This is a genomic window from Sphingobium lactosutens (assembly GCF_013393185.1).
GTDB lineage: Bacteria > Pseudomonadota > Alphaproteobacteria > Sphingomonadales > Sphingomonadaceae > Sphingobium > Sphingobium lactosutens_A.
Window position 1 is genome coordinate 126,703 of record NZ_QJQX01000036.1, and the last position, 22,073, is coordinate 148,775.

Annotated in this window: 18 protein-coding genes; 1 reads left to right on the forward strand and 17 read right to left on the reverse strand. The window is 65.2% G+C overall.

The annotated features are described in order from the left end of the window. Positions 1 to 12: 12 nt before the first annotated feature. A complete protein-coding gene (locus tag DM806_RS07045; RefSeq protein ID WP_179042512.1) occupies positions 13 to 945 on the reverse strand; it encodes a LysR family transcriptional regulator in 933 nt (310 codons plus the stop codon). Between the two features lie 61 nt (positions 946 to 1,006). Between DM806_RS07045 and mobA the strand changes: the two genes are divergently transcribed. Then, positions 1,007 to 1,528, forward strand: coding sequence for a molybdenum cofactor guanylyltransferase (gene mobA / locus DM806_RS07050; protein ID WP_179042513.1), 522 nt, complete (start codon positions 1,007 to 1,009; stop codon positions 1,526 to 1,528). 92 nt (positions 1,529 to 1,620) lie between these two features. Here mobA and cobA read toward each other — a convergent pair whose 3' ends face one another. The 16 genes from cobA to DM806_RS07130 form a co-directional block, all read right to left on the reverse strand. Then, positions 1,621 to 2,415, reverse strand: a complete 795-nt coding sequence (cobA, locus tag DM806_RS07055; RefSeq protein ID WP_179042514.1) for a uroporphyrinogen-III C-methyltransferase — start codon at positions 2,413 to 2,415, stop codon at positions 1,621 to 1,623. Next, a complete protein-coding gene (locus tag DM806_RS07060; RefSeq protein WP_179042515.1) occupies positions 2,402 to 5,011 on the reverse strand; it encodes a nitrate reductase in 2,610 nt (869 codons plus the stop codon). Before DM806_RS07060 ends, cobA begins: the two co-directional genes overlap by 14 nt. Before the next feature lie 124 nt (positions 5,012 to 5,135). Next, complete coding sequence (gene nirD, locus DM806_RS07065) at positions 5,136 to 5,471, reverse strand: nitrite reductase small subunit NirD (RefSeq protein WP_179042516.1); 336 nt, start codon at positions 5,469 to 5,471, stop codon at positions 5,136 to 5,138. A gap of 6 nt (positions 5,472 to 5,477) precedes the next feature. Next, positions 5,478 to 7,985 carry a nitrite reductase large subunit NirB gene (gene nirB, locus DM806_RS07070; protein ID WP_179042517.1) on the reverse strand — a complete coding sequence of 836 codons (2,508 nt, stop codon included), beginning with the start codon at positions 7,983 to 7,985 and terminating at the stop codon, positions 5,478 to 5,480. Positions 7,986 to 8,193: 208 nt separating this feature from the next. After that, complete coding sequence (locus DM806_RS07075) at positions 8,194 to 9,402, reverse strand: hypothetical protein (RefSeq protein ID WP_179042518.1); 1,209 nt, start codon at positions 9,400 to 9,402, stop codon at positions 8,194 to 8,196. A 115-nt stretch (positions 9,403 to 9,517) separates the two neighbouring features. After that, positions 9,518 to 10,762 carry a nitrate/nitrite transporter gene (locus DM806_RS07080; RefSeq protein ID WP_179042519.1) on the reverse strand — a complete coding sequence of 415 codons (1,245 nt, stop codon included), beginning with the start codon at positions 10,760 to 10,762 and terminating at the stop codon, positions 9,518 to 9,520. A gap of 216 nt (positions 10,763 to 10,978) precedes the next feature. After that, positions 10,979 to 12,193, reverse strand: coding sequence for an ABC transporter substrate-binding protein (locus tag DM806_RS07085; protein WP_179042520.1), 1,215 nt, complete (start codon positions 12,191 to 12,193; stop codon positions 10,979 to 10,981). Beyond that, positions 12,190 to 12,771 carry an ANTAR domain-containing response regulator gene (locus DM806_RS07090; RefSeq protein ID WP_179042521.1) on the reverse strand — a complete coding sequence of 194 codons (582 nt, stop codon included), beginning with the start codon at positions 12,769 to 12,771 and terminating at the stop codon, positions 12,190 to 12,192. Before DM806_RS07090 ends, DM806_RS07085 begins: the two co-directional genes overlap by 4 nt. 93 nt (positions 12,772 to 12,864) lie before the next feature. After that, a complete protein-coding gene (locus tag DM806_RS07095) occupies positions 12,865 to 13,110 on the reverse strand; it encodes a hypothetical protein (RefSeq protein WP_179042522.1) in 246 nt (81 codons plus the stop codon). Between the two features lie 376 nt (positions 13,111 to 13,486). Beyond that, the gene (locus DM806_RS07100; protein WP_179042523.1) at positions 13,487 to 14,170 is read right to left on the reverse strand and encodes a Fe2+-dependent dioxygenase; all 684 of its coding nucleotides are present in this window, start codon (positions 14,168 to 14,170) and stop codon (positions 13,487 to 13,489) included. Positions 14,171 to 14,185: 15 nt separating this feature from the next. Further along, positions 14,186 to 14,953 carry an energy transducer TonB gene (locus DM806_RS07105; protein WP_179042524.1) on the reverse strand — a complete coding sequence of 256 codons (768 nt, stop codon included), beginning with the start codon at positions 14,951 to 14,953 and terminating at the stop codon, positions 14,186 to 14,188. Between the two features lie 189 nt (positions 14,954 to 15,142). Continuing rightward, positions 15,143 to 17,701, reverse strand: a complete 2,559-nt coding sequence (locus DM806_RS07110; protein WP_179042525.1) for a TonB-dependent receptor — start codon at positions 17,699 to 17,701, stop codon at positions 15,143 to 15,145. Between the two features lie 83 nt (positions 17,702 to 17,784). After that, positions 17,785 to 18,054 carry a ribbon-helix-helix domain-containing protein gene (locus tag DM806_RS07115; RefSeq protein ID WP_179042526.1) on the reverse strand — a complete coding sequence of 90 codons (270 nt, stop codon included), beginning with the start codon at positions 18,052 to 18,054 and terminating at the stop codon, positions 17,785 to 17,787. Then, positions 18,054 to 18,776, reverse strand: coding sequence for an acetoacetyl-CoA reductase (gene phbB, locus DM806_RS07120; RefSeq protein ID WP_179042527.1), 723 nt, complete (start codon positions 18,774 to 18,776; stop codon positions 18,054 to 18,056). Before phbB ends, DM806_RS07115 begins: the two co-directional genes overlap by 1 nt. 24 nt (positions 18,777 to 18,800) lie before the next feature. Then, on the reverse strand, positions 18,801 to 19,799 hold the full coding sequence (hemH, locus tag DM806_RS07125) for a ferrochelatase (RefSeq protein ID WP_179042528.1): 999 nt from the start codon (positions 19,797 to 19,799) through the stop codon (positions 18,801 to 18,803). After that, a complete protein-coding gene (locus tag DM806_RS07130) occupies positions 19,796 to 22,063 on the reverse strand; it encodes a xanthine dehydrogenase family protein molybdopterin-binding subunit (RefSeq protein ID WP_179042613.1) in 2,268 nt (755 codons plus the stop codon). The genes hemH and DM806_RS07130 overlap by 4 nt, the downstream gene beginning before the upstream one ends. Positions 22,064 to 22,073: the final 10 nt, after the last annotated feature.

Here is a 22,073-nt window from a genome sequence, read left to right on the forward strand (position 1 = left end):
AGAATATCTCTATCACGCGATTCGAAAGCCCGGCGGCAGGCGCAGGTCGCGCGCCACGCCCAGCACCGCCTGCGCCAGTGGCCCCATCGGCGCGCTGTCGGACACGATCACGCCGACCCGGCTTCCCTCCCCCCAACTCTCCTCGCCCCAACTCTCCTCGCCCATGTCGGGCAAGGGCCGGGTTCGCGCCCAGGCCAACCCTTCCAGCAGGGTCGCATGGCTGTCGGGAATGATCGAGCAGAGCCGCCCCTGCTGCACCAGCCCCAGCAGCGCGATATAGGAGTCCGCTGTAACGCGGGGCCGCAAGGCCAGCCCGCGCTCGGCCAGCCGCGCGTCGAGAATCCGCCGGTTCTGCATCCCCTGATGCAGCAGGCAGAGCGGCAGCGTGGCGAGCGCGGCCCAGTCGAGCGGATCGGGGATCGCAACGCCATCGACCGCGCTCACCAGCATCGTCCGCTCGACATAGAGCGGGACCGACAGGGCATGGGCGGGCGGCTCGAAGTCGAGATAGGTGAGGCCCGCGTCCAGTTCGAAGGCCGCCAGTTCGCGCTCGATCTGGCGCGAGGTCAGCGCGCGCACGGACATGTTCAGCCCTGGATAGCGTGCCAGCATCGCTGCGGCGAGACAGCCGATCGCCGGCATCGCGGCCGGGATCGCCCCCAGCCGAAGTTCGCCTTTCAGAGGCCCGCGCGCCGTTTCCGCCGCCTGTCCCAGCGCATCGGCCGCCGCGACCAGCTGCCGCGCCCAGGGCAATATCGCCTCGCCCTCCGCCGTCAGCCCGGCATATTTGCGGTCGCGCCGGATGAGGCGCTTGCCCAGCTGCGCCTCCAGCGCCGCGATGCCCGCCGACAGCGTGGGCTGCGACACGTTGCAATGCGCTGCCGCGCGCGCGAAATGGCCCTCTCGCTCCAGCGCCAGAAAATATTCGACAAGGCGGGTCTGCATAAAGCTGCTATACTGCGCCGCTGCGCTCCTTGATAGAGGAGAGCTATGACGGGAGGCGCATATGCGCAAGGGACCGATATTGGGCGCGGTGCTGGCCGGCGGGCGCTCCAGCCGCTTCGGCAGCGACAAGGCGATGGCGCTGCTGGATGGACGGACATTGCTCGATCACGCGATGGCGGGGCTGGCGCCGCATGTGACGGAAGTCGTGATCTGCGGCCGGGACGGCGGCCTAGCGGATCGCCCCCATGCCGATATGGGGCCGTTGGGCGGCCTTAACGCGGCGCTGCATCATGCGTTGAGCCATGAATTTACCGGCGTGCTGACGACCGGCTGCGACATGCCCTTCTACCCCGCCGACCTGCCCGCCGCGCTGATCGGCGACAAGGCCGCGATCCTGCACGGCCAGCAACTGCTCGGCTGGTGGCCCGCCACGCTGGCGTTCGAACTGGACGCGCATCTGGGCGAGGAGAATAGCCGGTCCATCCATGGCTGGCTCGACCGCATCCATGCGCGGGTGGTGGAGATGCCCGAACTGGTCCTGCCCAACATCAACCGGCCGGAGGATTTGGCGGCGCTGGCCTGATCGCGCCCACCTCCGTTCGCTTCGAGCGAAGTCGAGATGCGGATGGAACTACGCTTCCCGTTTCTCGACACGCCCGAAACGAACGGGGTCAGTTAAAACGCGATCACCTCTCCCGCCGCGATCTCCGCCGGGCAGTGCGTGCCCGCCACCGCCTCGCCGATCAGCAGCAGGGTCGGGTCTTCGTCGCTGATCGTCGCCACCAGAAAGGCGAGCGCGGACAGCTTGCCGCGGATCAGCCGTTCATTGGGCAACGAGACGTTGACCGCCACCATCACCGGCGTTTCGGCGTCGCGCCCGGCGGCGATCAGATTGCGGCTGATCTCCCCCGCCGCCGCACGGCCCATATAGATGCCGAGCGTGCCGCCGGGCCGGGCCAACGCTTCCCAGTCGAGCTTCAGCGGTTCGCCGGCCTTGAGATGCGCCGTCACCAGGGTCAGTCCGCGCGCCACGCCGCGCAGGGTGAGCGAGGCGCTGCCGCTCGCCGCCGCCGCGCTGGCCGTGGTGATGCCGGGGCAGATGCGGAAGCGGACGCCGTCGCTCGCCAGATGCTCCATTTCCTCCGCCGAACGGCCGAAGACCGAGGGGTCGCCGCCCTTAAGGCGCACGACGCGCCTGCCCGCTTTCGCTGCGGCGAGCAGCAGATCGTTGATGCTCTCCTGCGCCTTCGAATGGCGGCCAGACCGCTTGCCGACGCTGACCCGCTCGACACCGGCAGGGATCAGGTCGAGCACGCCCGGCCCGACGAGCGCGTCGTAAAAGACGATCTCCGCCGCCGCGATCAGCTTTTCCGCCTTGCGGGTCAGCAGGTCCGGGTCGCCCGGCCCTGCGCCGACCAGCCAGACTTCACCGGGCGCGATCAAGTCCTTTGGCAGGTCATTCGGCTGCATGGAGTGTCTCCTGCGTGGTTTGAGCGAGAATGTTCGCGATGGCGGGACGGCACGATCCACAATTGGTGCCGGCGCCCAGCGCCTTGCCGACAGCGGGCACGTCGACCAGTTGCTGGTCGCGGATGGCGGCGACGATCTGGTTGAGGCCGATGTCGAAGCAGACGCAGATGGTCGCGCCCTTGTCCGGCTGGCTGCCCGGCCCGCGCGCGGCGAGTACGGTCGCGCCCACGCCTTCGGCTTCCAACTGTCCGATCAGCCAGTCGCGCGAAGGCAACAGGCCGGTGCGGGTCACGAACAGCACGCCCGCCAGCTTTCCGTCGCGGATGATGGCGACCCGGCGGCTGCCGCGCGTCTGGTCGACCGCCTCGACCCGCTCGCCTTTGGGCAGGCAGGCTTCCAGCCGCGCGGCATCGCCATTGCCGGCCATTTCGTAGAGCGCGCCGCCCGGCACCGCCACCTTCGTCGCCCAGAGGCAAGGAAGCTTTACCGGCTCCTGCCCGCGCAGGATCAGGAAGCCCTTCCACTCGGTCGCGACCCGCTCGACGCTGGCGGGGGTCGATTTGAAGCCGGGCTGGCCCGAATGGGGATCGACCAATGGGCGCGGCAGCAGGCCGGTGCGCCCGCCGCTCGATATCTGGTCGGTCCAGTGGATCGGGGTGAAGATCTCGCCGCGCCGCTGGCCATCGCTATAGGCGACGCGGAAGATGCTGTTGCCCTGCGCTGTCTGCACCCGCGCCAGATCGTGATCGGCAATGCCCAGTTCCGCGGCGTCCTGCGGGTGGATTTCCACCAGAGGCTCCTCGCGATGCCGGGCCAGCTTGGGCGCGAGACCGGTGCGGGTCATCGTGTGCCACTGGTCCCGATAGCGGCCGGTGTTGAGCGTCATCGGCCAGTCGCGCAGCGGCCCCTGCACATCCATCTGCTTCGTCAGCACCAGCCGCGCCTTGCCGTCGGGCGTCGGGAAACGGCCATCGGCGAAGGGCGCGCCGCCCCAGCGGAAACTCTCCATCGCCTCATAAGCGTCATTGCCGATGGTGGCGTAGCTGCGCAGGTTGAGCAGCCGCTGCCCGTCATTCTGATAGGCGGTCAGGCGCGCATGTTCGCGCCAGATGTCGGCGGGCCGGTCATAGGCGAAGGCGTTGCGCCAGCCCATGCGGCGGGCGATCTGGGTGACGATCCACCAGTCGGGCCTGGCCTCGCCGGGCAGGGCAAGGAAGGGGCGCTGGCGGCTGACGGTGCGGTCCGAATTGGTGACGGTGCCGTCCTTCTCGCCCCATCCGGCGGCGGGCAGGCGGACATCGGCATGGACGCTGCTGTCGGTGTCGGCCATGATGTCCGACACGACGAGGAAGGGGACCGCCTCCAGCGCCTCGCGCACCCGGTTCGCGTCGGGCAACGAGACGGCGGGGTTGGTCGCCATCACCCAGAGCGCCTTGATCCGGCCTTCGTTGATGGCGCGGAAGAGGTCGACGGCCTTCAGGCCCGGCTTGGTCGCCATGCGCGGCGCGGCCCAGAAGCGGCCGACGCGCGCGACATTCTCCGGGGCGAAGTCCATGTGCGCGGTCAGCGTCGAGGCGAGGCCACCGACTTCGCGCCCGCCCATCGCGTTGGGCTGGCCGGTGATTGAGAAGGGCGCAGCGCCCGGCTTGCCGATGCGGCCGGTGGCGAGGTGGACATTGATGATCGCATTGACCTGATCGGTGCCGCGGATCGACTGGTTGATGCCCTGGCTGAACATCGTGACGGTGCGCGGCGTGGCTGCGAACAGCGTGTAGAACTGCTCCAGCAAAGCGGGCGCGATGTCGCAGGTCTTCGCGGTCGTCCAGAGATCGTGGCCGGTGCGGATATGCTCCCAGAAGCCTTCGGGCGCGTTTACATGATCGGCAACGAAGGCCGGGTCGGAGATGCCCTGCGCATCACACCACGCCAGCAGCCCGTTCATCAGCGCGACGTCGGTGCCCGGCTTGACCGGCAGATGTAGGTCCGCGCCCTCGCAGGTTTCGGTGCGGCGCGGGTCGATCACGACCAGCTTCGTACCGCGTTCGGCTCGGGCGGCCTGAATGCGCTGATAGACGATCGGGTGGCACCAGGCGGTGTTGGAGCCGACGAGGACGATCAGGTCGGCCTGCTCCAGATCGCCATAGCTGGCGGGCACCACATCCTCGCCGAACGCCCGGTTATGGCCGGCGACCGCGCTCGACATGCAGAGGCGGCTGTTGGTGTCGATGTTCGCCGTGCCGATGAAACCCTTCATCAGCTTGTTGGCGACATAATAATCCTCGGTCAGCAACTGGCCCGAGACATAGAAGGCGACGCTGTCGGGACCGTAGCGGTCGACGGCCTCCCTGAACCGCTTCGCCACCAGATCGAGCGACTTGTCCCAGCTGGCGCGCTTGCTGCCGATCATCGGGTGCAGCAGGCGGCCGGTCAGCCCGACCGTCTCGCCCAGATGCGTGCCCTTGGAGCAGAGGCGCCCGCCATTGGCCGAATGCGCCTCGTCGCCCTTGATGACGACCGAGCGCGGCCCGGTCGGCGTGGCCGAAATGCCGCAGCCGACACCGCAATAGGCGCAGGTGGTGCGGATGGCCTCGTTCATGCCTTACCTCTTGGTCCGAAGTGAAGAAAGTGGGTGGAGGCATAGGCCGCAAGGGATGCCCAGCTTATCCCTTCCACCCCGGTCCCCACCGGCAAGAGCGGGGACCGTAAGCTCTGTTGCCGTGTCAGGCGGCCGCCTTCAGCGCCGTCGGGCGGGCGATCAGGATGCGACCGCCCTCCTGCCTGACCGCGATGGTCGGCGTGCAGCCTTCGTCCGCGCCCTGCGCCTCGCCCGTCTTCAGGGCGATGTTCCAATTGTGCAGCGGACAGGCGACGCTGTGGCCATGGACGATGCCCTGGCTCAGCGGGCCTTTCTTGTGCGGGCATTCATTGACCAGCGCGAAGACATGGTCGTCGCCGGTGCGGAACACCGCGATTTCCTTCTCGCCGCCAATCTGTACCGTGCGGGCGCCGCGCTGGGGAATGTCGGCCAGCGTTCCGATGTCGATCCAATCGGTCATGGGGGGTTACTCCGCAGCGATGGCAATAGGGGCGAGCGGCTGGTGCAGTTCGGCATGCTGGCCGGCGGCACGCTCAGCCCATGGGTCGTCCTGGCTGAAGCTCTGCGAATAGAGGAAACGGGCGCGCAGCGCCTCGCGGCCTGCCTCGTCTTCCACGATCCGCTGCTTCACATAGTCGACGCCGACGCGCTCGATCCAGGGCGCGGTGCGCTCCAGATAGCGCGCTTCCTCGCGGTAGAGCTGGGTGAAGGCGGCGCAATAATCCATCGCCTCCTGCTCGGTCGCGACCTTGCACAGCAGATCGGTGGCGCGGACATGGATGCCGCCATTGCCGCCGACATGCAGTTCATAGCCCGAGTCCACGCAGACCACGCCGAAATCCTTGATCGTCGCCTCCGCGCAGTTGCGGGGACAGCCCGACACCGCGATCTTGAACTTGTGGGGCATCCACGATCCCCAGGTCATCCGCTCGATCTTGACGCCAAGGCCGGTCGAATCCTGAGTGCCGAAGCGGCACCATTCGGACCCCACGCAGGTCTTCACCGTGCGCAGCGACTTGCCATAGGCATGGCCCGACACCATGCCCGCGGCATTGAGGTCGGCCCAGACGGCGGGCAAATCTTCCTTCTTGATGCCGAAAATGTCGAGCCGCTGGCCGCCAGTGACCTTCACCATCGGCGCGTCATATTTCTCGACCACATCGGCGATCGCGCGCAGTTCCCGCGGGTTGGTGAGGCCACCCCACATGCGCGGGACGACCGAGTAAGTGCCGTCCTTCTGGATATTGGCGTGCATCCGCTCATTGACGAAGCGGCTCTGCTGGTCGTCCTGATATTCGCCCGGCAGCGCGCAGAGCAGATAATAGTTGAGCGCAGGACGGCAGGAGGAGCAGCCGTCCGGCGTCGACCAGTGCAGCAACTGCATCACCTCGGGGATCGAGCGCATATTCTGCGCCACAATCTCACGACGGACGTCGTCATGGGTGAAGCTGGTGCATTTGCACATCGTCTTCGGCCCCGAAGCGACATCATCGCCCAAGACCACCGCCAGCAGATTTTCGACCAGACCGGTGCAGCTGCCGCAGCTTGCCGACGCCTTGCAGGTGGCGCGGACGGCGTCGAGGCTGCAATTGCCTGCTTCGATGCAGGACACGACCTGACCCTTGCTGACGCCGTTGCAGCCGCAGATCTCGGCATCGTCCGAGAGCGCCGCAACGGCCGCCTTAGGGTCCAGCGCGCCTCCTCCCGAGGCGAAGGCCTGACCGAAGATTAGCAGGTCGCGGATTTCGCCGACATCTTCTTCCCGCTTCAGCATGTCGAAATACCAGCCGCCATCGACGGTATCGCCATAGAGCACCGCGCCGACGATCCGGTCGTCCTTGACGATGACCCGCTTGTAGACGCCGCGCGAGGCGTCGCGCAGCACGATATCCTCGCAGCCCTCGCCGCCCGAGAAGTCGCCCGCCGAGAAGACGTCCAGTCCCGCGACCTTGAGCTTGGTCGAGGTGACGGACCCCTTGTAACCCGTGTGTTGATCGGTCAGGCCGTCGGCCAGGCTGCGGCACATGTCCCAGAGCGGCGCGACGAGGCCGTAGACATTGCCGTCATGCTCGACGCATTCGCCGACCGCAAGAACGTCGGGGTCGCTCGTCACCATATGGTCGTTGACCTTGATGCCGCGATTGACCTCCAGCCCGGCTTCGCGCGCCAGCGCGGTCGAGGGGCGGATGCCCACCGCCATCACGACAAGGCTCGCCGGGATTTCGGTGCCGTCTTTCAGTCTGACACCCTCGACCTTGCCGTCGCCGAAGATCGCTTCGGTGTTGGCGCCGGTCAGGATGGTCTGGCCGCGCCCTTCCAGCGCACTCTTGAGCAGCCAGCCCGCCGCTTCGTCGAGCTGCCGCTCCATCAGCGTGTCCATGAGGTGAATGACCGTCACCTTCATGCCGCGCAGGGTCAGGCCATGCGCCGCTTCAAGGCCTAGCAGGCCGCCACCGATCACCACAGCCGCACCGCCCTTATCGGCGGCCTCCAGCATGGTGTCGACATCCTTCATGTCGCGGAAGCTGATGACGCCGGGCAGATCCTTGCCCGGCACCGGGATGATGAACGGATCGGAACCGGTGGCGATCAGCAGCTTGTCATAATGGACGCTGCGTCCGCTCTGCGCCGTGACGCGCTTGGCGTCCCGGTCGATCGCCGTCACGGGATCGCCCGCGATCAGTTCGATGCCATTATCGTCATACCAGGCACGGTCGTTGATGACGATCTGCTCGAACGTCTTTTCGCCCGCCAGCACAGGCGAGAGCATGATGCGGTTATAGTTCACATAAGGCTCGGCGCCGAAGATGGTGACGCGATAGCGCCCCGCGTCGCGTGCCAACAACTCCTCGACCGCGCGGCAACCGGCCATGCCGTTGCCCACCACGACCAGATGCTCGCGCACATCGTCGGCGGGGACGAGGATGATATCCTCGCTATCGACCGCCGGTGCCAGTCCGTCCTGAAATTCCATCCCCGTAACTCCAGAAAACAAAAAAGCCGCCATCCTGACCCCCGGTGAGAACCGAAAGTCAGGATGGCGGCTTTGCCATCATATCGCGCCTTGCCGGTTCTACCCTGAACCGCCGCAGCCTGTGTGAAGCGGGACATCCTTGTCCCTTGCAGTGCAGCATATGGGGAATCGCCCGATCACTCAAGCGATTCCTCTCATGGATTTTCAATCAGATGGACCAGTCCGCCTGCACCCACAATTTCTGCGTATCGGTGGCCATCGCCTTCGCCTCATATCTGGCGTAGCGCACCGACAGGGCGGTCTTCTTCACCTTCGCGGATGCGATGAGGTTCCATTCGTCGCCATAATGCTGGTCCAGCCGGTCGCTGTCGAAGCGATGCCAGACCGCCTGAAGCGACACGCCACTCAATGGCCCCATCTGCTTCCAGCCATAGCCGCCGCCGACATAGAGGTCGCGAATGCCGTTGGCGGGCGTGGTCAGGAATTTGTCGGCCCAGCCCTGAAACTTGAAATTGGTGCCGAGCGGCGTCTGGAAGCTGGTGAAAGGCAGGCCATTGCTTGCGCCCAGCACTTCATAGCCGGCATTGAGCTTCCATCCCTTCACGTCGAGCGTCGCATCGGCCAGCCAGTAATCGGCGCTATAGTTGTTGGGATTGCGATGATAATCGGACTGGCGCGCGTAGCTCAGCTGATAGCCGATCTTTACCGCCTTCGACAAAGGCTGCACGCCCGCCAGCCGTGCGCCATAGGTCTGGCTAGACTGGCGAAAGGCCTGCACCGCGACCTCATCCTGATCGACCAGATAGGCAAAGCCGGTCAGCGTGCCGACCGGCGTGGTATAGGACAGGTTGGCGAGGATATTGTCCCCGCTCACCGCCTGTTGCCGCACGCCCTTACCCTGAAAGCCCCAGATGGTGCGCACGCTCCAGGCATAGGCGACATCCAGCTTCAGCCCCTTGGCCGGGGTCAGTTCGGCACGCACCGCGTCGAAGGTCTGGGCGTTGTCGCGGAAGGCGACATTGCCGACGAACCGCTCGTCATCCAGCGCAATCTTCTGCCGTCCGCCCGCCAGCGTCAGCGCCTTGGTGTGATATTGCAGCTGGGCGATATAGAGCGCGATATTTTCCGGGTCGGCGACGATCGGCCGGGTGGCCGCACCGTTCACGCCGTCATAATAATCGTCGACGATCGCCAGCGTCCCCTGCCCCACGACGGTAGCGGACAGCGCGCCGCTGCTGGCGGTGACGCCGGCGCGGGCGCGGACGGTCAGCGCGTGGGATTTTTCTTCGGCCAGACCGTCCTGCTCCGCCTGTTCATAGCGCAACCGCGCTTCGGCTACAGGCTTGAGGCTGATCTGCTGGGCGCAAGCTGGCCCTGCGACGGCCAGAGCGGCCGCCGATGCGAAAAGATATTTCATGGGAAATCGTCCCCCCTCGGACGAGATGTGATGCGACCGGAATGGGGCGGCGGTCCGTTTCTGTGTCGCATCGCTGGTGCGATGCTTCAGCCGGCCGCCGCCCTCCCTCTCCAAATCAGATGCGCGCGCCGGTCTTCCAGCTTGCGCGCCACTTGGCCTTGACCAGCGCAACGCCGAGGAAAGCGGCCATCGCCAGCCCGGCGAAGATCAGGAAGCCGGGGGCGAAGCTGCCGGTCAGCTGCTTGGCAAGGCCCAGCGAGCTGGCGAGGTAGAAGCCGCCGATACCGCCCGCCATGCCGACCAGGCCGGTCATGATGCCGATTTCCGCCTGGAAACGCTGCGGCACCAGCTGGAAGACCGACCCGTTGCCGGTGCCCAGCGCCAGCATCGCCAGCACGAAGAAGCCGAGCGCGCTCACCAGCCCGGTCGCCTGCGACACGCCCGTCAGCGCCAGCGCGGCGACGACATAGACCATCATCAGCGCCTTGACGCCACCGATCCGGTCGGCCAGCGCGCCACCCATCGGCCGCACCAGCGACCCGGCGAAAACGCAGCCCGCGGTGCAATAACCCGCGACGATCGGGGTCAGGCCGAACTGGTCGGTGAAATAGATGGGCAGGCTGGCGGCCAAGCCCACGAACCCGCCGAAGGTCACGGCGTAGAAGGCCATCAGCCACCAGGCGTCGGCCTGCTTGAGCGGCTGGAAGTAATCGACGATCTTCTTGGGTGCGGGTGCGTTGGGCGCATCCTTGGCCATGACCATGTACAGGACGAAGACGATCGCCAGCGGAATGCAGGCAAGGCCCAGCACCGCGTTCCAGCCGAACATCTTGGCCAGCACGGGGGCGAAGAGCGAAGCGAGCACCGTGCCCGAATTGCCCATGCCAGCAAGGCCCATCGCCTTGCCCTGATGCTCGGGCGGATACCAGCGGCTCGCCAGCGGCAGCGCGATCGCGAAGCTTGCCCCGGCAAAGCCCAGGATCACGCCCAGCGCCAGCGTGCCGGCGAAGCTGTCGATGCCCGTCATCCAGGCGGTGAACAATCCGGCGATAACGATCAACTGGCTGATCGCGCCCGACAATTTCGGCCCGATCCGATCCACCAGCAGGCCGTTGACGACGCGCAGCAGCGCACCGGCCAGCGTCGGCGTGGCGACCATCAGGCCCTTCTCGGCCGGGGTCAGCATCAGCGTCTTGGAAATCATGGGCGCCAGCGGCCCGAGCAGCACCCACACCATGAAGGCGAGGTCGAAATAGAGAAAGGCGGCGATCAAGGTCGGCGTGTGGCCGGCCTTCCAGAAGCTGGTCGCGGCGGCTGGCGCGGCGTCCTGTCCTTCGCGATCCCAAAATGTGGTTGCCATGCTACGTCCCCCAATAAACGGAAATGGACACGAAAAAAGCCGCAGCCCGGATGTTACCAAGTCGGTAAATCCGGTCAGCGGCTTTGCTGCGAAATATGGTGAGGACGGCGATCCCACCCTTGGGACGGCGCATCCTGATCAACGCGCTTCGATGCGCGACTCCTATATCATCAGGCAGAATGCTTCATGTTGCAAGGCACAAAATTCGACGCCATTTCAACGCGGCGACGCAAAACCTGCAAGAAACTCCTCGATCCGCTCGGGATCGAAGACGCGCCCGTCGAAGAAGCGATCCGGCCCCAGCGTCAGTTCGCCTCGGCGCGATCCCACCGCCATCGGCAGGTCGACCGCGCCCTCCACCTTCATGCTGGCGCCCGGCATGGCGACGTCGCTGTCGGCCAGCGCGCGGCGGAATATGTCGGGCCGGAACACCGCCCCCGCCTTTGCTGCGGTTGCGACATCATGGTCGACCATGTTCCAGCGGACGAGTTGCGAATAGATCCACAGCGCCTGGCTGCGCCACGGAAAAGGCGTCGCTTCGCGGCTGAACAGCATGAAGTCGGGATTGGCGATCGCCGCCTCTCCGGCCCGCGCGACGATCTGGCCAGACAGCGCCCGCCCGATCAGTTCCGCCGGCTGGTCGACATAGCGCGGATCGGCGAGCAGGTCGGACAGCGCCACATGATTGGCCGGATCGTCGCACCAGGCCGCCGCCCGCGCCAGCGCGCGCAACAGCCGGTCGACCGTCTCGGGATTTTCTTCCATCCATGCTTCGCGGAAGGCCAGCACCTTCTCCACCCCGCGCCGCCAGATGCGCTCGCCGATCGAAACCGTCTCGGCCAGCCCCTCCTCGACCGCGGCGCTGCCCCATGGCTCGCCCGCGATGAATCCGTCAATCTCGCCCGCGCGCATCGCCTCCACCGTCAGCGACGGCGGCAGCACGCGCAGCACGACATCCTTGTCCGGATCGACGCCCGCGCTCGCCAGCCAGTAGCGCAGCATCAGCGAGTGGCTCGAAAAGCGGTGGACCACGCCGATCACCGGCTTGCGCCGCCACAGGCCGATCGCGGCGGCGAAATCATGCGCCGTGCCCAGCGGATCGGCCAGCCGCGCGGCGACGTCCGGCTCCAGCGCCTTGGCGAAGTCGGTCGCCATCACCAGCATATTGCCGTTGACGCCCAGCTTGTAGGGCGCGGCCAGCGCGGCGGGCTGCTGGCTCAACCCCAGCGTCACCGCCACGGCGAGCGGCGCCAGCATCTGCGCGGCATGGACCTGCCCGAACACCAGCCGGTCGCGCAGCGTCGCCCAGCTCGTCGTGCGGACGAGATCGAGGGCCAGCCCCTCTTCTTCCGCAAAGCCCTTTTCCCGCGCGGCCACCAGCACGGCGGCGTCGTTCAGCGGCAGGAAGGCGATCTTCAGATTCATTGTCATATCCCTCCTCCCAGCAGGTCGCTGGCGGTAATCAACGCCTGCGCCACATCCACGATCTTCTTTCCCTGGTTCATCGCGCTCGACCGCAGCAGCGCATAGGCGTCCTGTTCGCTGAGGCTGCGCTGGTTCATCAGGATCGATTTGGCGCGGTCGATGATCTTGCGGTCGGACAGCGCCGTGCGCGCCTCGTCCAGCTCGCCCTGGATCTTGGCGAAGGCATTGAAGCGCCGCACCGCCAGTTCCAGCACCGGCTTCACCCGCTCCTTGCGCAGGCCGTCGACGACATAGGCCGACACGCCCGCATCGATCGCCGCGCCGATCATGCTGTCGTCCGACTGGTCCACGAACATGGCGATCGGACGGGCGAGCGCGCGACTGACGGTCAGCATCTCTTCCAGCGTGTCGCGGCTGGGACTGCCGAGGTCCATCAGCACCACATCGGGCGCCATCCGCTCCAGCCGCGCGACGAAGGCGCCGCGCGGCGGAACGATATGAATATCGTCATAGCCTGCCTCGCGCAGCCCTTCCTCCAGGACCGTCGCCCGCAACCCGCTGTCATCGATGATGACGATTCGCATCTACCCTGCCTCTTTTGCCCCGTAAGTGACCGCGATGCTGCGCCGCGTCAATCGAATGGCATAGAGGAGGGATGGAATGGCGGATTTGGGTGGTTATCGGACGTTCCGCCGTTTGAGATAAACCTTCTGTTCGGCGGCCTCTTCGTCGGAATAAACGTAGTCCTCGATCCCATCAGGGTCGTAGATGCCGAAATCCAGCTTGTCGTATTGAAGCTGCATAGCTTGGTGCCATGATCCCGCCAAAACGCTGAAAACAAATCGTGCGTTTGGCGTGATTGCCGGTCGTAATTCGTCATTACGCTCTCTCACGACGGCGAACTCAGCCCCGTCGTCGCTCACCCAATACTCATGCAGAAGTGTCGCCATCGGGGGACATTAGCTGAGTGGGGCGATGTCCGCTATTGGTCGCTTCCAGACCGGCGGCCATTGTCCTTCCAATGTAGGATTTTCTCTGATCTATCCTTGCAGATGAACCTGCGCCGCCCTCCTCCACTCGCGCCACAGGCGTGACCTTGCCGGCGCGCGGGTGGCGCGTCATCGTGACCCGGAGGATGCGTCAGTGGTACGTCACGGGCGCTTCGCAGGAGCAATTGCCGCGAAAATGCCTCGGAGAGGTCGACGACATCGTGAACTTCGACCGCGATCGAAACCATGACCCTGGCGCACGCTGCGTGCAATCCGATGGGGTTCGCCGTGCGAATGAGGCTCGATGCCTTCAGGCTTCGGCCCAGCGACGCAGCAGATTGTGATAGACACCGGTCAGGCGGATCACTTCTTCATGCCCCTGCCCTAGCGCCGCCGCGACGCCCTGCACGCTGCGGTCGAGGTCGAACAGCATCTGCCGCGCGCCATCGTCGCGGACCATCGACTGGAGCCAGAAGAAGCTCGCCACCCGGCATCCCGCCGTCACCGGCTCGACCCGATGCAGCGAGGAAGAGGGGTAGAGCACCGCATGGCCCGCCGGCAGCTTCACCTGCTGCACGCCGAAATTCGTCTCGATCGTCAGTTCGCCGCCTTCATAGGCAGCGGGATCTTCCAGAAAGACGGTGATCGACAGGTCCGATCGCACGCGAAAGCCCGTCCCCGCCTGGATACGCACCGCATTGTCGACATGCACCCCGAACGCCTGTCCGCCGGCATAGCTATTGAACAACGGAGGAAAGATTTTGAGCGGCAATGCGGCGGCAATGAACAGGGGCGAACGGCCCAGCGCATCCAGCACCATCTGCCCGCCCCGCTTCGCCGCGTCGCTTTCTTCGGGCAATTGCAGGTTGCGCTTGGCGAGGGCAGACTGGTGCCCCGAAGTGATATTGCCGTCCACCCATTCAGCGGCATCGATGACGGCACGGATGGCGGCGACACCATCGGCGTCGAGCAGGTCGGGTATGGCAATCAGCATGGAAGAAACATGTCCTCAGGCGGCATCAGTCCGCAGGATGAAGGGGATTTCGACCACGCCCTTGACCCGCACCGGCTGGCCGCTGCGCAGGATCGGCTTCCAGCGCCACCCCTTCACAGCATCGCGGGCCGCATTGTCGAGCCGGGCGGAGCCGCTGCTCTGCGCCACGCTGATGCTCTCGACCGCGCCGTCGAGGCCGACGATCAGGCTCAGCACCACCGTGCCTTGCTCATGCTTGCGGCGGCTTTCGACCGGATAGCGCGGCGGCTTGCCCGCAATCATCTGCGCGCCGAGATCCCCGCCCTGCACCATGCTGGGCGGCGCCGGGGGCGCGGCGGGCGCGGGCGGACCGGGCATGACGACGGCGACCGGCGCGGGCGTCAGAACCGGCACGGGGTCCGGCGTCGTCTGCACCGTCTGGATGGGCGGCGCCGGCGTCTGCACGATCGGCGGGGGCGCGACCACTTCCGGTCTAGACGGCGGGGGTGGCGGCGCTTCCGCAGCGGGCGGGGGCGGGGGCGGGGTCAGATTGACCACCGTCAGCTTCGCCGTCTCCATGCGCTGTACATGGTTGCGGACCTGGATCAGCGCACCGATGGCCAGCGCATGGATGAGCAGAATTGCCGCAATGGCCGGAATATTCGGCCCCGACCGGGCACCATAGCGCTCCGCTGGTGGCAGCACGGGATGCACCAGCGCCACAATCGACGCCGATGGCGAATCGATCGCCAACTCTGTATTAGCTATCTGGTCGTCGATCGGCTGGCTTGCGGCTTGCAGCATGGAAGCGCCTCCCTCTCCGCGCCCATAACGCGAAGACTAATGCGAATCAATTGCGTTCCAGCAATATTCAGCAAAGTCAGAGACGGGCGGCGATGCGGGGCGTCGGTCAGAAGGCCTGACCAGGAAACCCGGAGCCATCGTCGCCCATCCTTCACCCCCGGCCGGGACAGACCGGGGACAGTGCAGACGTCAGAACTGATAGTTCAGGCTGAACACCGCCGATCGGGTCGGTGCAGGCTGCGCCCAGCTGTTGCCGATCGAGTTGCGGACCGTCGTCACATATTTCTCGTTGGTGAAATTCTGGACGTTGATCTGCGCCTTCAGATTATCCGTGAACGGATAGGACGCCATGAAGCGGTGGATGGTGTAGCTCGGCACATGATAGGCGATGTAATTGCCCGCCGTCAGCTGCGCCAGGGTCGGCTGGTTCATCAGGAACCGGCCCTGATAGGTCAGGCCATAGCCCAGCTCCAGACCGAATCCGAAACGGTAGGTGGTGAACAGGCTACCCGAATGTTTGGGCGTGTTGTTCAGCGCATAGCCGGCCGTCGGATCGGGGAAGGCCGTGCTGTTGGCGCAGGTGCCGGCCGCCGTGCTTACCGAACCCGGATTTTCCAGGCAATAGTCGGAAACGCCCTGCTTAATCTCGCTCTTGAGATACATATAATTGGCCGAAATCGTCCAGTTGCTGGCGATGTTGCCCGACGCACCGAAGGAGATGCCCTCAACCCGCTGGTGGCCATCCGTCGCCTGATCGGGCAGGCTGGGATCACCCGACAGCACCTTGATCTGGTTGCGATCGTTGCGGAAAGCGGCCAGCGTCAACAGCAGCTTCTTGTCAAACAGGTCCGCCTTGGCGCCGATCTCGTAATTTTTCGTCGTTTCCGGCTTCACAAAACAGGTACCGCTGCCGCCTGCTGCATTGGTGACGGTGCAACTGCCGTCGACGGACGCCTTGGATGGCAGCTTGGAATTGCCGAAGGCGACATAGAGGCTGGTGTCCGGCGTCGGCTTCACCACGGCACCGACACGGTAGGAGAAGAGATTGTCGTCGGTGCGCGGCAGGTTGGTGACGACGCCCGGCTGCCCCAGCGTCGCGGAGCCTGCGACAGTGTTGTAGGCGAAGGTGCGGCTCAGCCCCTTGACCTTCTCATAGCGCAGACCACCATTGATCTCGAAGAAATCGCTGAACTTCAGCGTGTCGAACAGATAGGCGGCATAGCTGGTCTGCTCCCCCACCGCATGGCTGGCCTGGATGAAATTGACCGGGCCGACATAATTGTTGCTGCCATAGACGCGGGCCAGGCCCGACGTCGCGGCGGGACCGACAACGACTTCACCCGGATTGGCGATGCTCACCAGCGGTTGGTAGAAGCCAAGGCTGGCGGTCGCATTATAGGTCGCCGTGGCCGTACCGGCGCCGGTCGCTGGCGCGCTGAACGGTGCGGCATAGGGATCAAAGCCGTCGGCGGTGCGCCCCAGACTGCCCTGCCGCTGGTCGTACCGCTCCCACATCGCCGACGCGCCGATCACCAGCGTATGACCGATGCCGCCGGTGTCGAAATCGGCGCTGACATCGAACTGGTTATAGGCGGTCTCGTTGGTGATGAAGCGCTGATTTCCGCGTCCGCCGATCGGGATATAATAGCCGACCGGGATCGTCAGCGTCTCGCCTGCCGAGGTCGAACCGATGCGCACGGTGCAGGCGCCGCCCGTATCCGGATTGAAGCCGCCCGCCGTGCCGTTGTCCAGGCAGAAAGTGCCGTTGGGCTGGCTGGTGACGGTATCCTGCCTGATATGTTCATAGCGGGTCAGGTTGCGGATCTTCACGCTGTCGCTGAAGGCATGGCTGAAGATCGTCTGGAGCGACCTGGTCTTGCTGTTCTGCTTGTCGAGATTGGCATAGCCATAATAGCCCGACCGATCGAAATCCTTCAGGATGCCGCCGAGCGCCGGAAAGTAGCGGATGCCATATTGCGGCATGGCCTTGTCGTCGAGATATTCGCCCTGCACGGTCAGGCTGGTCGGGCCGTCGATCCCGATCGTCACCGCTGGCGCGATGCCCCAGCGCTCATAATCCTCGACATCGCGGCCGGGGACGTCGTTGCGGTGATAGACGGCGTTCAGGCGCACGGCGATCAGGTCGTTGACGCGCTGGTTGGCGTCCACGGTGGCGCGGTAATAATTGTCGGTACCGATGCCCGCGTTCAGGATCGTCTGGTCATCGGCCAGAGGACGCTTGGTAACGAGATTGATCGTGCCGGCAACCGAACCGCCACCGTTCATGACGGAGTTGGCGCCGTTGGTGACTTCGACCTGCTCGATATTGTAGACTTCGTTGCGGTTGAGGAACGCGCCCGAGCGTACGCCGTCGATCGTCACGTCATTCTTGGCATCCTGCCCTCGCAGGATGATGCGGTCGCCATAGCCGAAACCGCCCTCGCCCGCGCCAAAGGTGATGCCCGGAACGGTCGACAGCACGTCGCGCAGGGTAAGGAGATTCTGCTGCTGGATTGTCGCCTTGCCGATGACCGTGATGGTCTGGGGCGTATCGAGCAGCGGGCGGGTGTATTTCGGCGATTCCGCCTTTGCCGCCTTCACTTCGGATTCGTCGATGGCGGTGTCCGTGACGGTCATGCCGCCGAGCTTCTGGCCCTGCTCGGCGTCCTGCGCATGACCGGCGGTTGCGAATGCGAGTGCGCCGACACAGCCCAGGGCCAGGAATGATGGTGATGCAATCTTGCTCATTTGGAGCGGACTCCCCCTCTGCTTTAATTGGGGCGCCAGCTATTGAGAATCACTCTTAGTGTCAATGTTAATGCGAATAATTCTTATTCGTTTTTTTGCATTTGGGAAAAAAGCCAGCAACGAATGGCACTTGCAAGATTTGGCGCCGGGTCAACTGCCAGGCGCGCGACATCGATGCGCGCAATCAGGGCATTGATCGGCACATTGTCGTGGGCTGCGGCCCGGCGCAGCGCATCCCAGAATATCGGTTCAAGGCTAATCGCGGTCTGATGGCCGGCGATGGTCACGCTCCGCTTCACCGGCGGCGCGAAAGGGGGCGGCCCCGAAATGTCCACGGGGCCGCCGTCCCTCATCAATACATGTGCTGGCCGCCGTTGATCGACAGCGTGCTGCCGGTCACGAAGCCGCCATCCTCGCTGCAGAAGAAGGCGACGCCGCGCGCAATTTCATGCGCCTGACCAAGGCGGCCGACCGGGATCTTCGCAACAATCTTTTCCAGCACCGGCGCGGGCACCGCGGCGACCATGTCCGTGTCGATGTAGCCGGGCGCGATGGCATTGACGGTCACGCCATATTTCGCGCCTTCCTGCGCCAGCGCCTTGGTGAAGCCATGGATGCCCGATTTGGCGGCAGCATAGTTGACTTGGCCATATTGGCCGGCCTGGCCGTTGATCGAGCCGATGTTGACGATGCGGCCCCAGCCCCGTTCGCGCATGCCGCTGAAGGTCGCCTTGGCCATATTGAAGCAACCGCCAAGGTTGATGCGCATGACTTCGTTCCAGTCGTCGAAGCTCATCTTCGCCAGCACGCCGTCGCGGGTGATGCCGGCATTGTTGACGACGACATCAACCGGGCCGAGCGCCTCCGTCACCTGCGCCACACCGTCGAGGCAGGCCTGATGGTCGCCCACATCCCATTTGAAGGACGCGATTCCCGTCGCGTCGGTGAACGCCTTCGCCCTCTCTTCATTGCCGCCATAGTTGGCGGCCACGGTATAACCCAGTTCCTTGAGCGCCAAACTGATCGCCTCGCCGATACCCCGCGTTCCGCCCGTCACGATCGCCACTCTCGACATATCAGCGTCCTCTTCCAACAAGGGTCAGTCCATCCAACCCGAAAGCTCGCGGCTCATCAGCCTCCGATACAGAATGATAGCGTCCGGCGAGGCATTTAAACAAGACAGATAGGCAAAATTTTCGCCACCCTGGCTCAAAAAAAAATCTTTCGCACGCAGGGCTATTTCCTCTAGGGTTTCCAAGCAATCTGCGGCGAATCCGGGTGTCACCACCGCAATATTTCTGACATCTTTCTTTACCAAATTGGCGAGTGTCGCTTCCGTTTCCGGTTCAAGCCATTTGGCCCGGCCGAAACGCGACTGGAAGCTCATATGGACGGGCAGGGAAAGCGCCTTGCGCAGCAGGCGGACCGTCTTCACCGACTGGCAATGATAGGGGTCGCCCAGTTGCAGGGTGCGTTGAGGCATGCCGTGAAAACTGGCGAGCAGGGCATCGGGCCGGAAATCCAGTCCGGCGAGGGATGTTTCGATGGAATCCTTCAGCGCGGCGATATAGGCCGGGTCGTCATGATAGGGCGGAAGGGTCCGGATGGCGGGCTGCCAGCGCATCGCCTTCAATGCGGCGAAGGCGGCGTCGTTGGCGGTCGCGGTCGTCGCGCCGCTATATTGCGGATAGAGCGGCGCAAGCAGGATGCGATCGCACCCCGCCCCCTTCATCGCTGCAAGCCGGTCCGATATGGCGGGATTGCCATAGCGCATCGCCCAGTCGACCACGACCCGTGGCATCGCCTGTTGCAGCGCCTCCGCCGTGGCGCGGGTATGGACGGCGAGCGGCGAGCCTTCGTCGGTCCACACCTGTTGATAGGCGTGGGCGGACTTTTTCGGCCGGGTGGTAAGAATGACACCGTGCAGGATCGGTTGCCACACCAGCTTCGGGATTTCCACGACGCGGGGGTCGGACAGGAATTCGGCCAGATAGCGTCGCACGGATTTCGGATCGGGCGCGTCGGGCGTGCCGAGGTTGATCAGCAATATGCCGACCTTTGCGGTCGGGATGGCGGGATGATCGGCAGGCTTAGTCATGCGGCTCCGACGAGTGGCAGGCTGCGCAGGCGCTGGCCGGTCCAGGTGTAGAGGGCGTTGGCGATGGCAGGCGCGACCAGCGGCGCGGCCAGATCGCTGACGCCGGCGGGATCGGCAGTGCTGCGCATCAGTTCGACCGTCACCTCCCCCACGTCGGCGAGGCGTGGCAGGTTCATGCGGCCGAGCATCGCACGGGTCGGCAAACCGCGCTCATAGGGGACGGATGCGCCCATCGCATAGGCGAGGCCGTAGATAAGGCCGCTTTCGATCTGCTGCCGGGCGATGTCGGGATTGACCTGATCGCCCGCGTCCACGGCGGCGATGATGCGGTTGACGCTCACCCGGTCGCCGTTCATCCCCGCCTCCACCATCACGGCGGCATAGGCGCCGCCCATCATGTGCGCAGCAATCCCCTGCCCGCTTCCGGCGATGCCGCCCTGCCAGCCGCCCATCGCCGCCGCTGTGGACAGGCAATGGGCTAGGCGGGGATTGCCGCCCAGCATCTGGATACGAAAAGACATGGCCTCCATCTTCGCCAGATGCGCCAGTTCGTCGACGAAGCTTTCGGTGAAGAAGGCGCTGTGAAGATGGGCGTTGCCGCGCGTGAAGCCGAGCGGCAGGCAGACATCGGTCGGATAATGATCCACCGCCCAATTGGGGATGGCATAGGGCGGCGACATGCCCGAGACGGCAAGCCGGGTCGCCTTGTCCGCGGCGGCCTCTGCCGCTTGATGGGGCAGCTTGCCATCGGCGATGCGCGCCCAGGTCTGGGTCATGGCGCAAGGCGTCGCGACCTTGGCCAGCCAGCCCTCGATCGCGCCGTTGCGGCCGAGCCTGGCCGCCATGCGGGCATGGGCGGGCGCGCTGGGACGATCCTGGATCACATCCTCCAGCCGCGACCATTGCAGTTGCACCGGCCGCCCCATGTCGCGGGCGATGAGCGCGGCCTGCACGCCAGCCTCCCAATCCATCCTGCGCCCGAAGGAGCCGCCGGCATGGAGCGGATAGAGCGTGACCCCATCGGCAGGCAGGCCGAGTGCATCGGCAATGGCGTTGCGGGCGAGGCCGGGCGCCTGCGTCGCCATCCACACTTCCGCGCCGTCATCGGTGACGCGGGCGGTCGCGCTCATCGGTTCCAGCGCGAGGTGGAGGCCGGCATCGACCTGATATTCGCTGGCGAGGATGGTCGCGCCCTCGAACACCGGAAGCAGATCGCCCTGGGAATAGAGACGGCGGCCGGATGACCCGGAAAAGGCGCTTTCCAGCGCCTCGTCGATGCCGCCGCTGCCGACCGGCCTGCCCCGCAACGTGAAGACGGGGTCGGCAAGGTCCAGCGCCTTGTTCGCCGCCCACCAGTTGCTCGCCACGGCGGCAACCCAGCGTTCCTGCTTCACCAGCTTGAGGAAACCGGTGACGCCGCTAGCCGATCGATCGTCCAGCCCGGCAAGCACGGCGTCGCCGATCGGCCCCTGCCGGATCGAGGCATAGACCATGTCGGGCAGGCGGATGTCGGCGGCGTAATTATGGCTGCCATCGATCTTGGACGGCGTATCGAGCCGCGGAAGATCCTGCCCGGACAGGCGGCCATCCTGTCCCTGACGCAGCGGGAGAATGTCCGGCAGGTCGAAGTTCACGGCGCCACCGACGACATCGCCGAACTTCATCCGGCGCTCGCCGCCGTCGGAGATGATGCCGTCCTGAATGTCGCAGCTTTCCCATGGAATATTCCAGCGGGCCGCCGCCGCCTTGCATAGCAGGACGCGCGCGGCCGCCCCCGCGTCACGATAGGCATCGTGGAACATCGGGATCGACGTGCCGCCGCCGGTCAGCATCAGCGATCCACGGGTCGCATATTGACCGATCGCCCAGTCGCCCGCGCCGCCCAGCAGCCGCGTCCAGTCGCTCGCCAACCATTCACGCGCCAGCAGCGTGTTGACGTAGAGCGGGCTGATCGGGGCGCTCTGAACGCCGATCGTGCGCCAGTCCGCCCCCAGCTCATCCGCCAATATCTGCGGCAGGACGGTGGTGACGCCCTGCCCCATTTCCGTCTGCGGCACGACGACGATCACCTGCCCCGATCGGTCGATCTTCAGGAAGGCGTTGACGATCGTCTCTGTCGGTCCGGCGTTGAGGTTGGGCTTGTAGGTGCGCGGCCAGGCGCCCCAGGCGATCAGCAGTCCCGCCGCAGCGCCGCCGCCGACCAGCAAGGTCCGACGGCTGAGGCCTTTATTTCTGTCCGATTGTTTCCGCGGTGCGCGCGCCATCCCTGCCTGA

What these genes read in the sequence shown, in the direction of transcription:
- cobA (WP_179042514.1), bottom strand. Translation starts at nt 2,415, where the DNA reads ATGCAGCCGAATGACCTGCCAAAGGACTTGATCGCGCCCGGTGAAGTC.
- phbB (WP_179042527.1), bottom strand. Translation starts at nt 18,776, where the DNA reads ATGTCGAGAGTGGCGATCGTGACGGGCGGAACGCGGGGTATCGGCGAG.
- DM806_RS07075 (WP_179042518.1), bottom strand. Translation starts at nt 9,402, where the DNA reads ATGAAATATCTTTTCGCATCGGCGGCCGCTCTGGCCGTCGCAGGGCCA.
- DM806_RS07130 (WP_179042613.1), bottom strand. Translation starts at nt 22,063, where the DNA reads ATGGCGCGCGCACCGCGGAAACAATCGGACAGAAATAAAGGCCTCAGC.
- DM806_RS07115 (WP_179042526.1), bottom strand. Translation starts at nt 18,054, where the DNA reads ATGAGGGACGGCGGCCCCGTGGACATTTCGGGGCCGCCCCCTTTCGCG.
- mobA (WP_179042513.1), top strand. Translation starts at nt 1,007, where the DNA reads ATGCGCAAGGGACCGATATTGGGCGCGGTGCTGGCCGGCGGGCGCTCC.
- nirD (WP_179042516.1), bottom strand. Translation starts at nt 5,471, where the DNA reads ATGACCGATTGGATCGACATCGGAACGCTGGCCGACATTCCCCAGCGC.
- DM806_RS07100 (WP_179042523.1), bottom strand. Translation starts at nt 14,170, where the DNA reads ATGCTGATTGCCATACCCGACCTGCTCGACGCCGATGGTGTCGCCGCC.
- DM806_RS07060 (WP_179042515.1), bottom strand. Translation starts at nt 5,011, where the DNA reads ATGAACGAGGCCATCCGCACCACCTGCGCCTATTGCGGTGTCGGCTGC.
- DM806_RS07085 (WP_179042520.1), bottom strand. Translation starts at nt 12,193, where the DNA reads ATGACAATGAATCTGAAGATCGCCTTCCTGCCGCTGAACGACGCCGCC.
- hemH (WP_179042528.1), bottom strand. Translation starts at nt 19,799, where the DNA reads ATGACTAAGCCTGCCGATCATCCCGCCATCCCGACCGCAAAGGTCGGC.
- DM806_RS07080 (WP_179042519.1), bottom strand. Translation starts at nt 10,762, where the DNA reads ATGGCAACCACATTTTGGGATCGCGAAGGACAGGACGCCGCGCCAGCC.
- DM806_RS07045 (WP_179042512.1), bottom strand. Translation starts at nt 945, where the DNA reads ATGCAGACCCGCCTTGTCGAATATTTTCTGGCGCTGGAGCGAGAGGGC.
- DM806_RS07110 (WP_179042525.1), bottom strand. Translation starts at nt 17,701, where the DNA reads ATGAGCAAGATTGCATCACCATCATTCCTGGCCCTGGGCTGTGTCGGC.
- DM806_RS07090 (WP_179042521.1), bottom strand. Translation starts at nt 12,771, where the DNA reads ATGCGAATCGTCATCATCGATGACAGCGGGTTGCGGGCGACGGTCCTG.
- nirB (WP_179042517.1), bottom strand. Translation starts at nt 7,985, where the DNA reads ATGGAATTTCAGGACGGACTGGCACCGGCGGTCGATAGCGAGGATATC.
- DM806_RS07105 (WP_179042524.1), bottom strand. Translation starts at nt 14,953, where the DNA reads ATGCTGCAAGCCGCAAGCCAGCCGATCGACGACCAGATAGCTAATACA.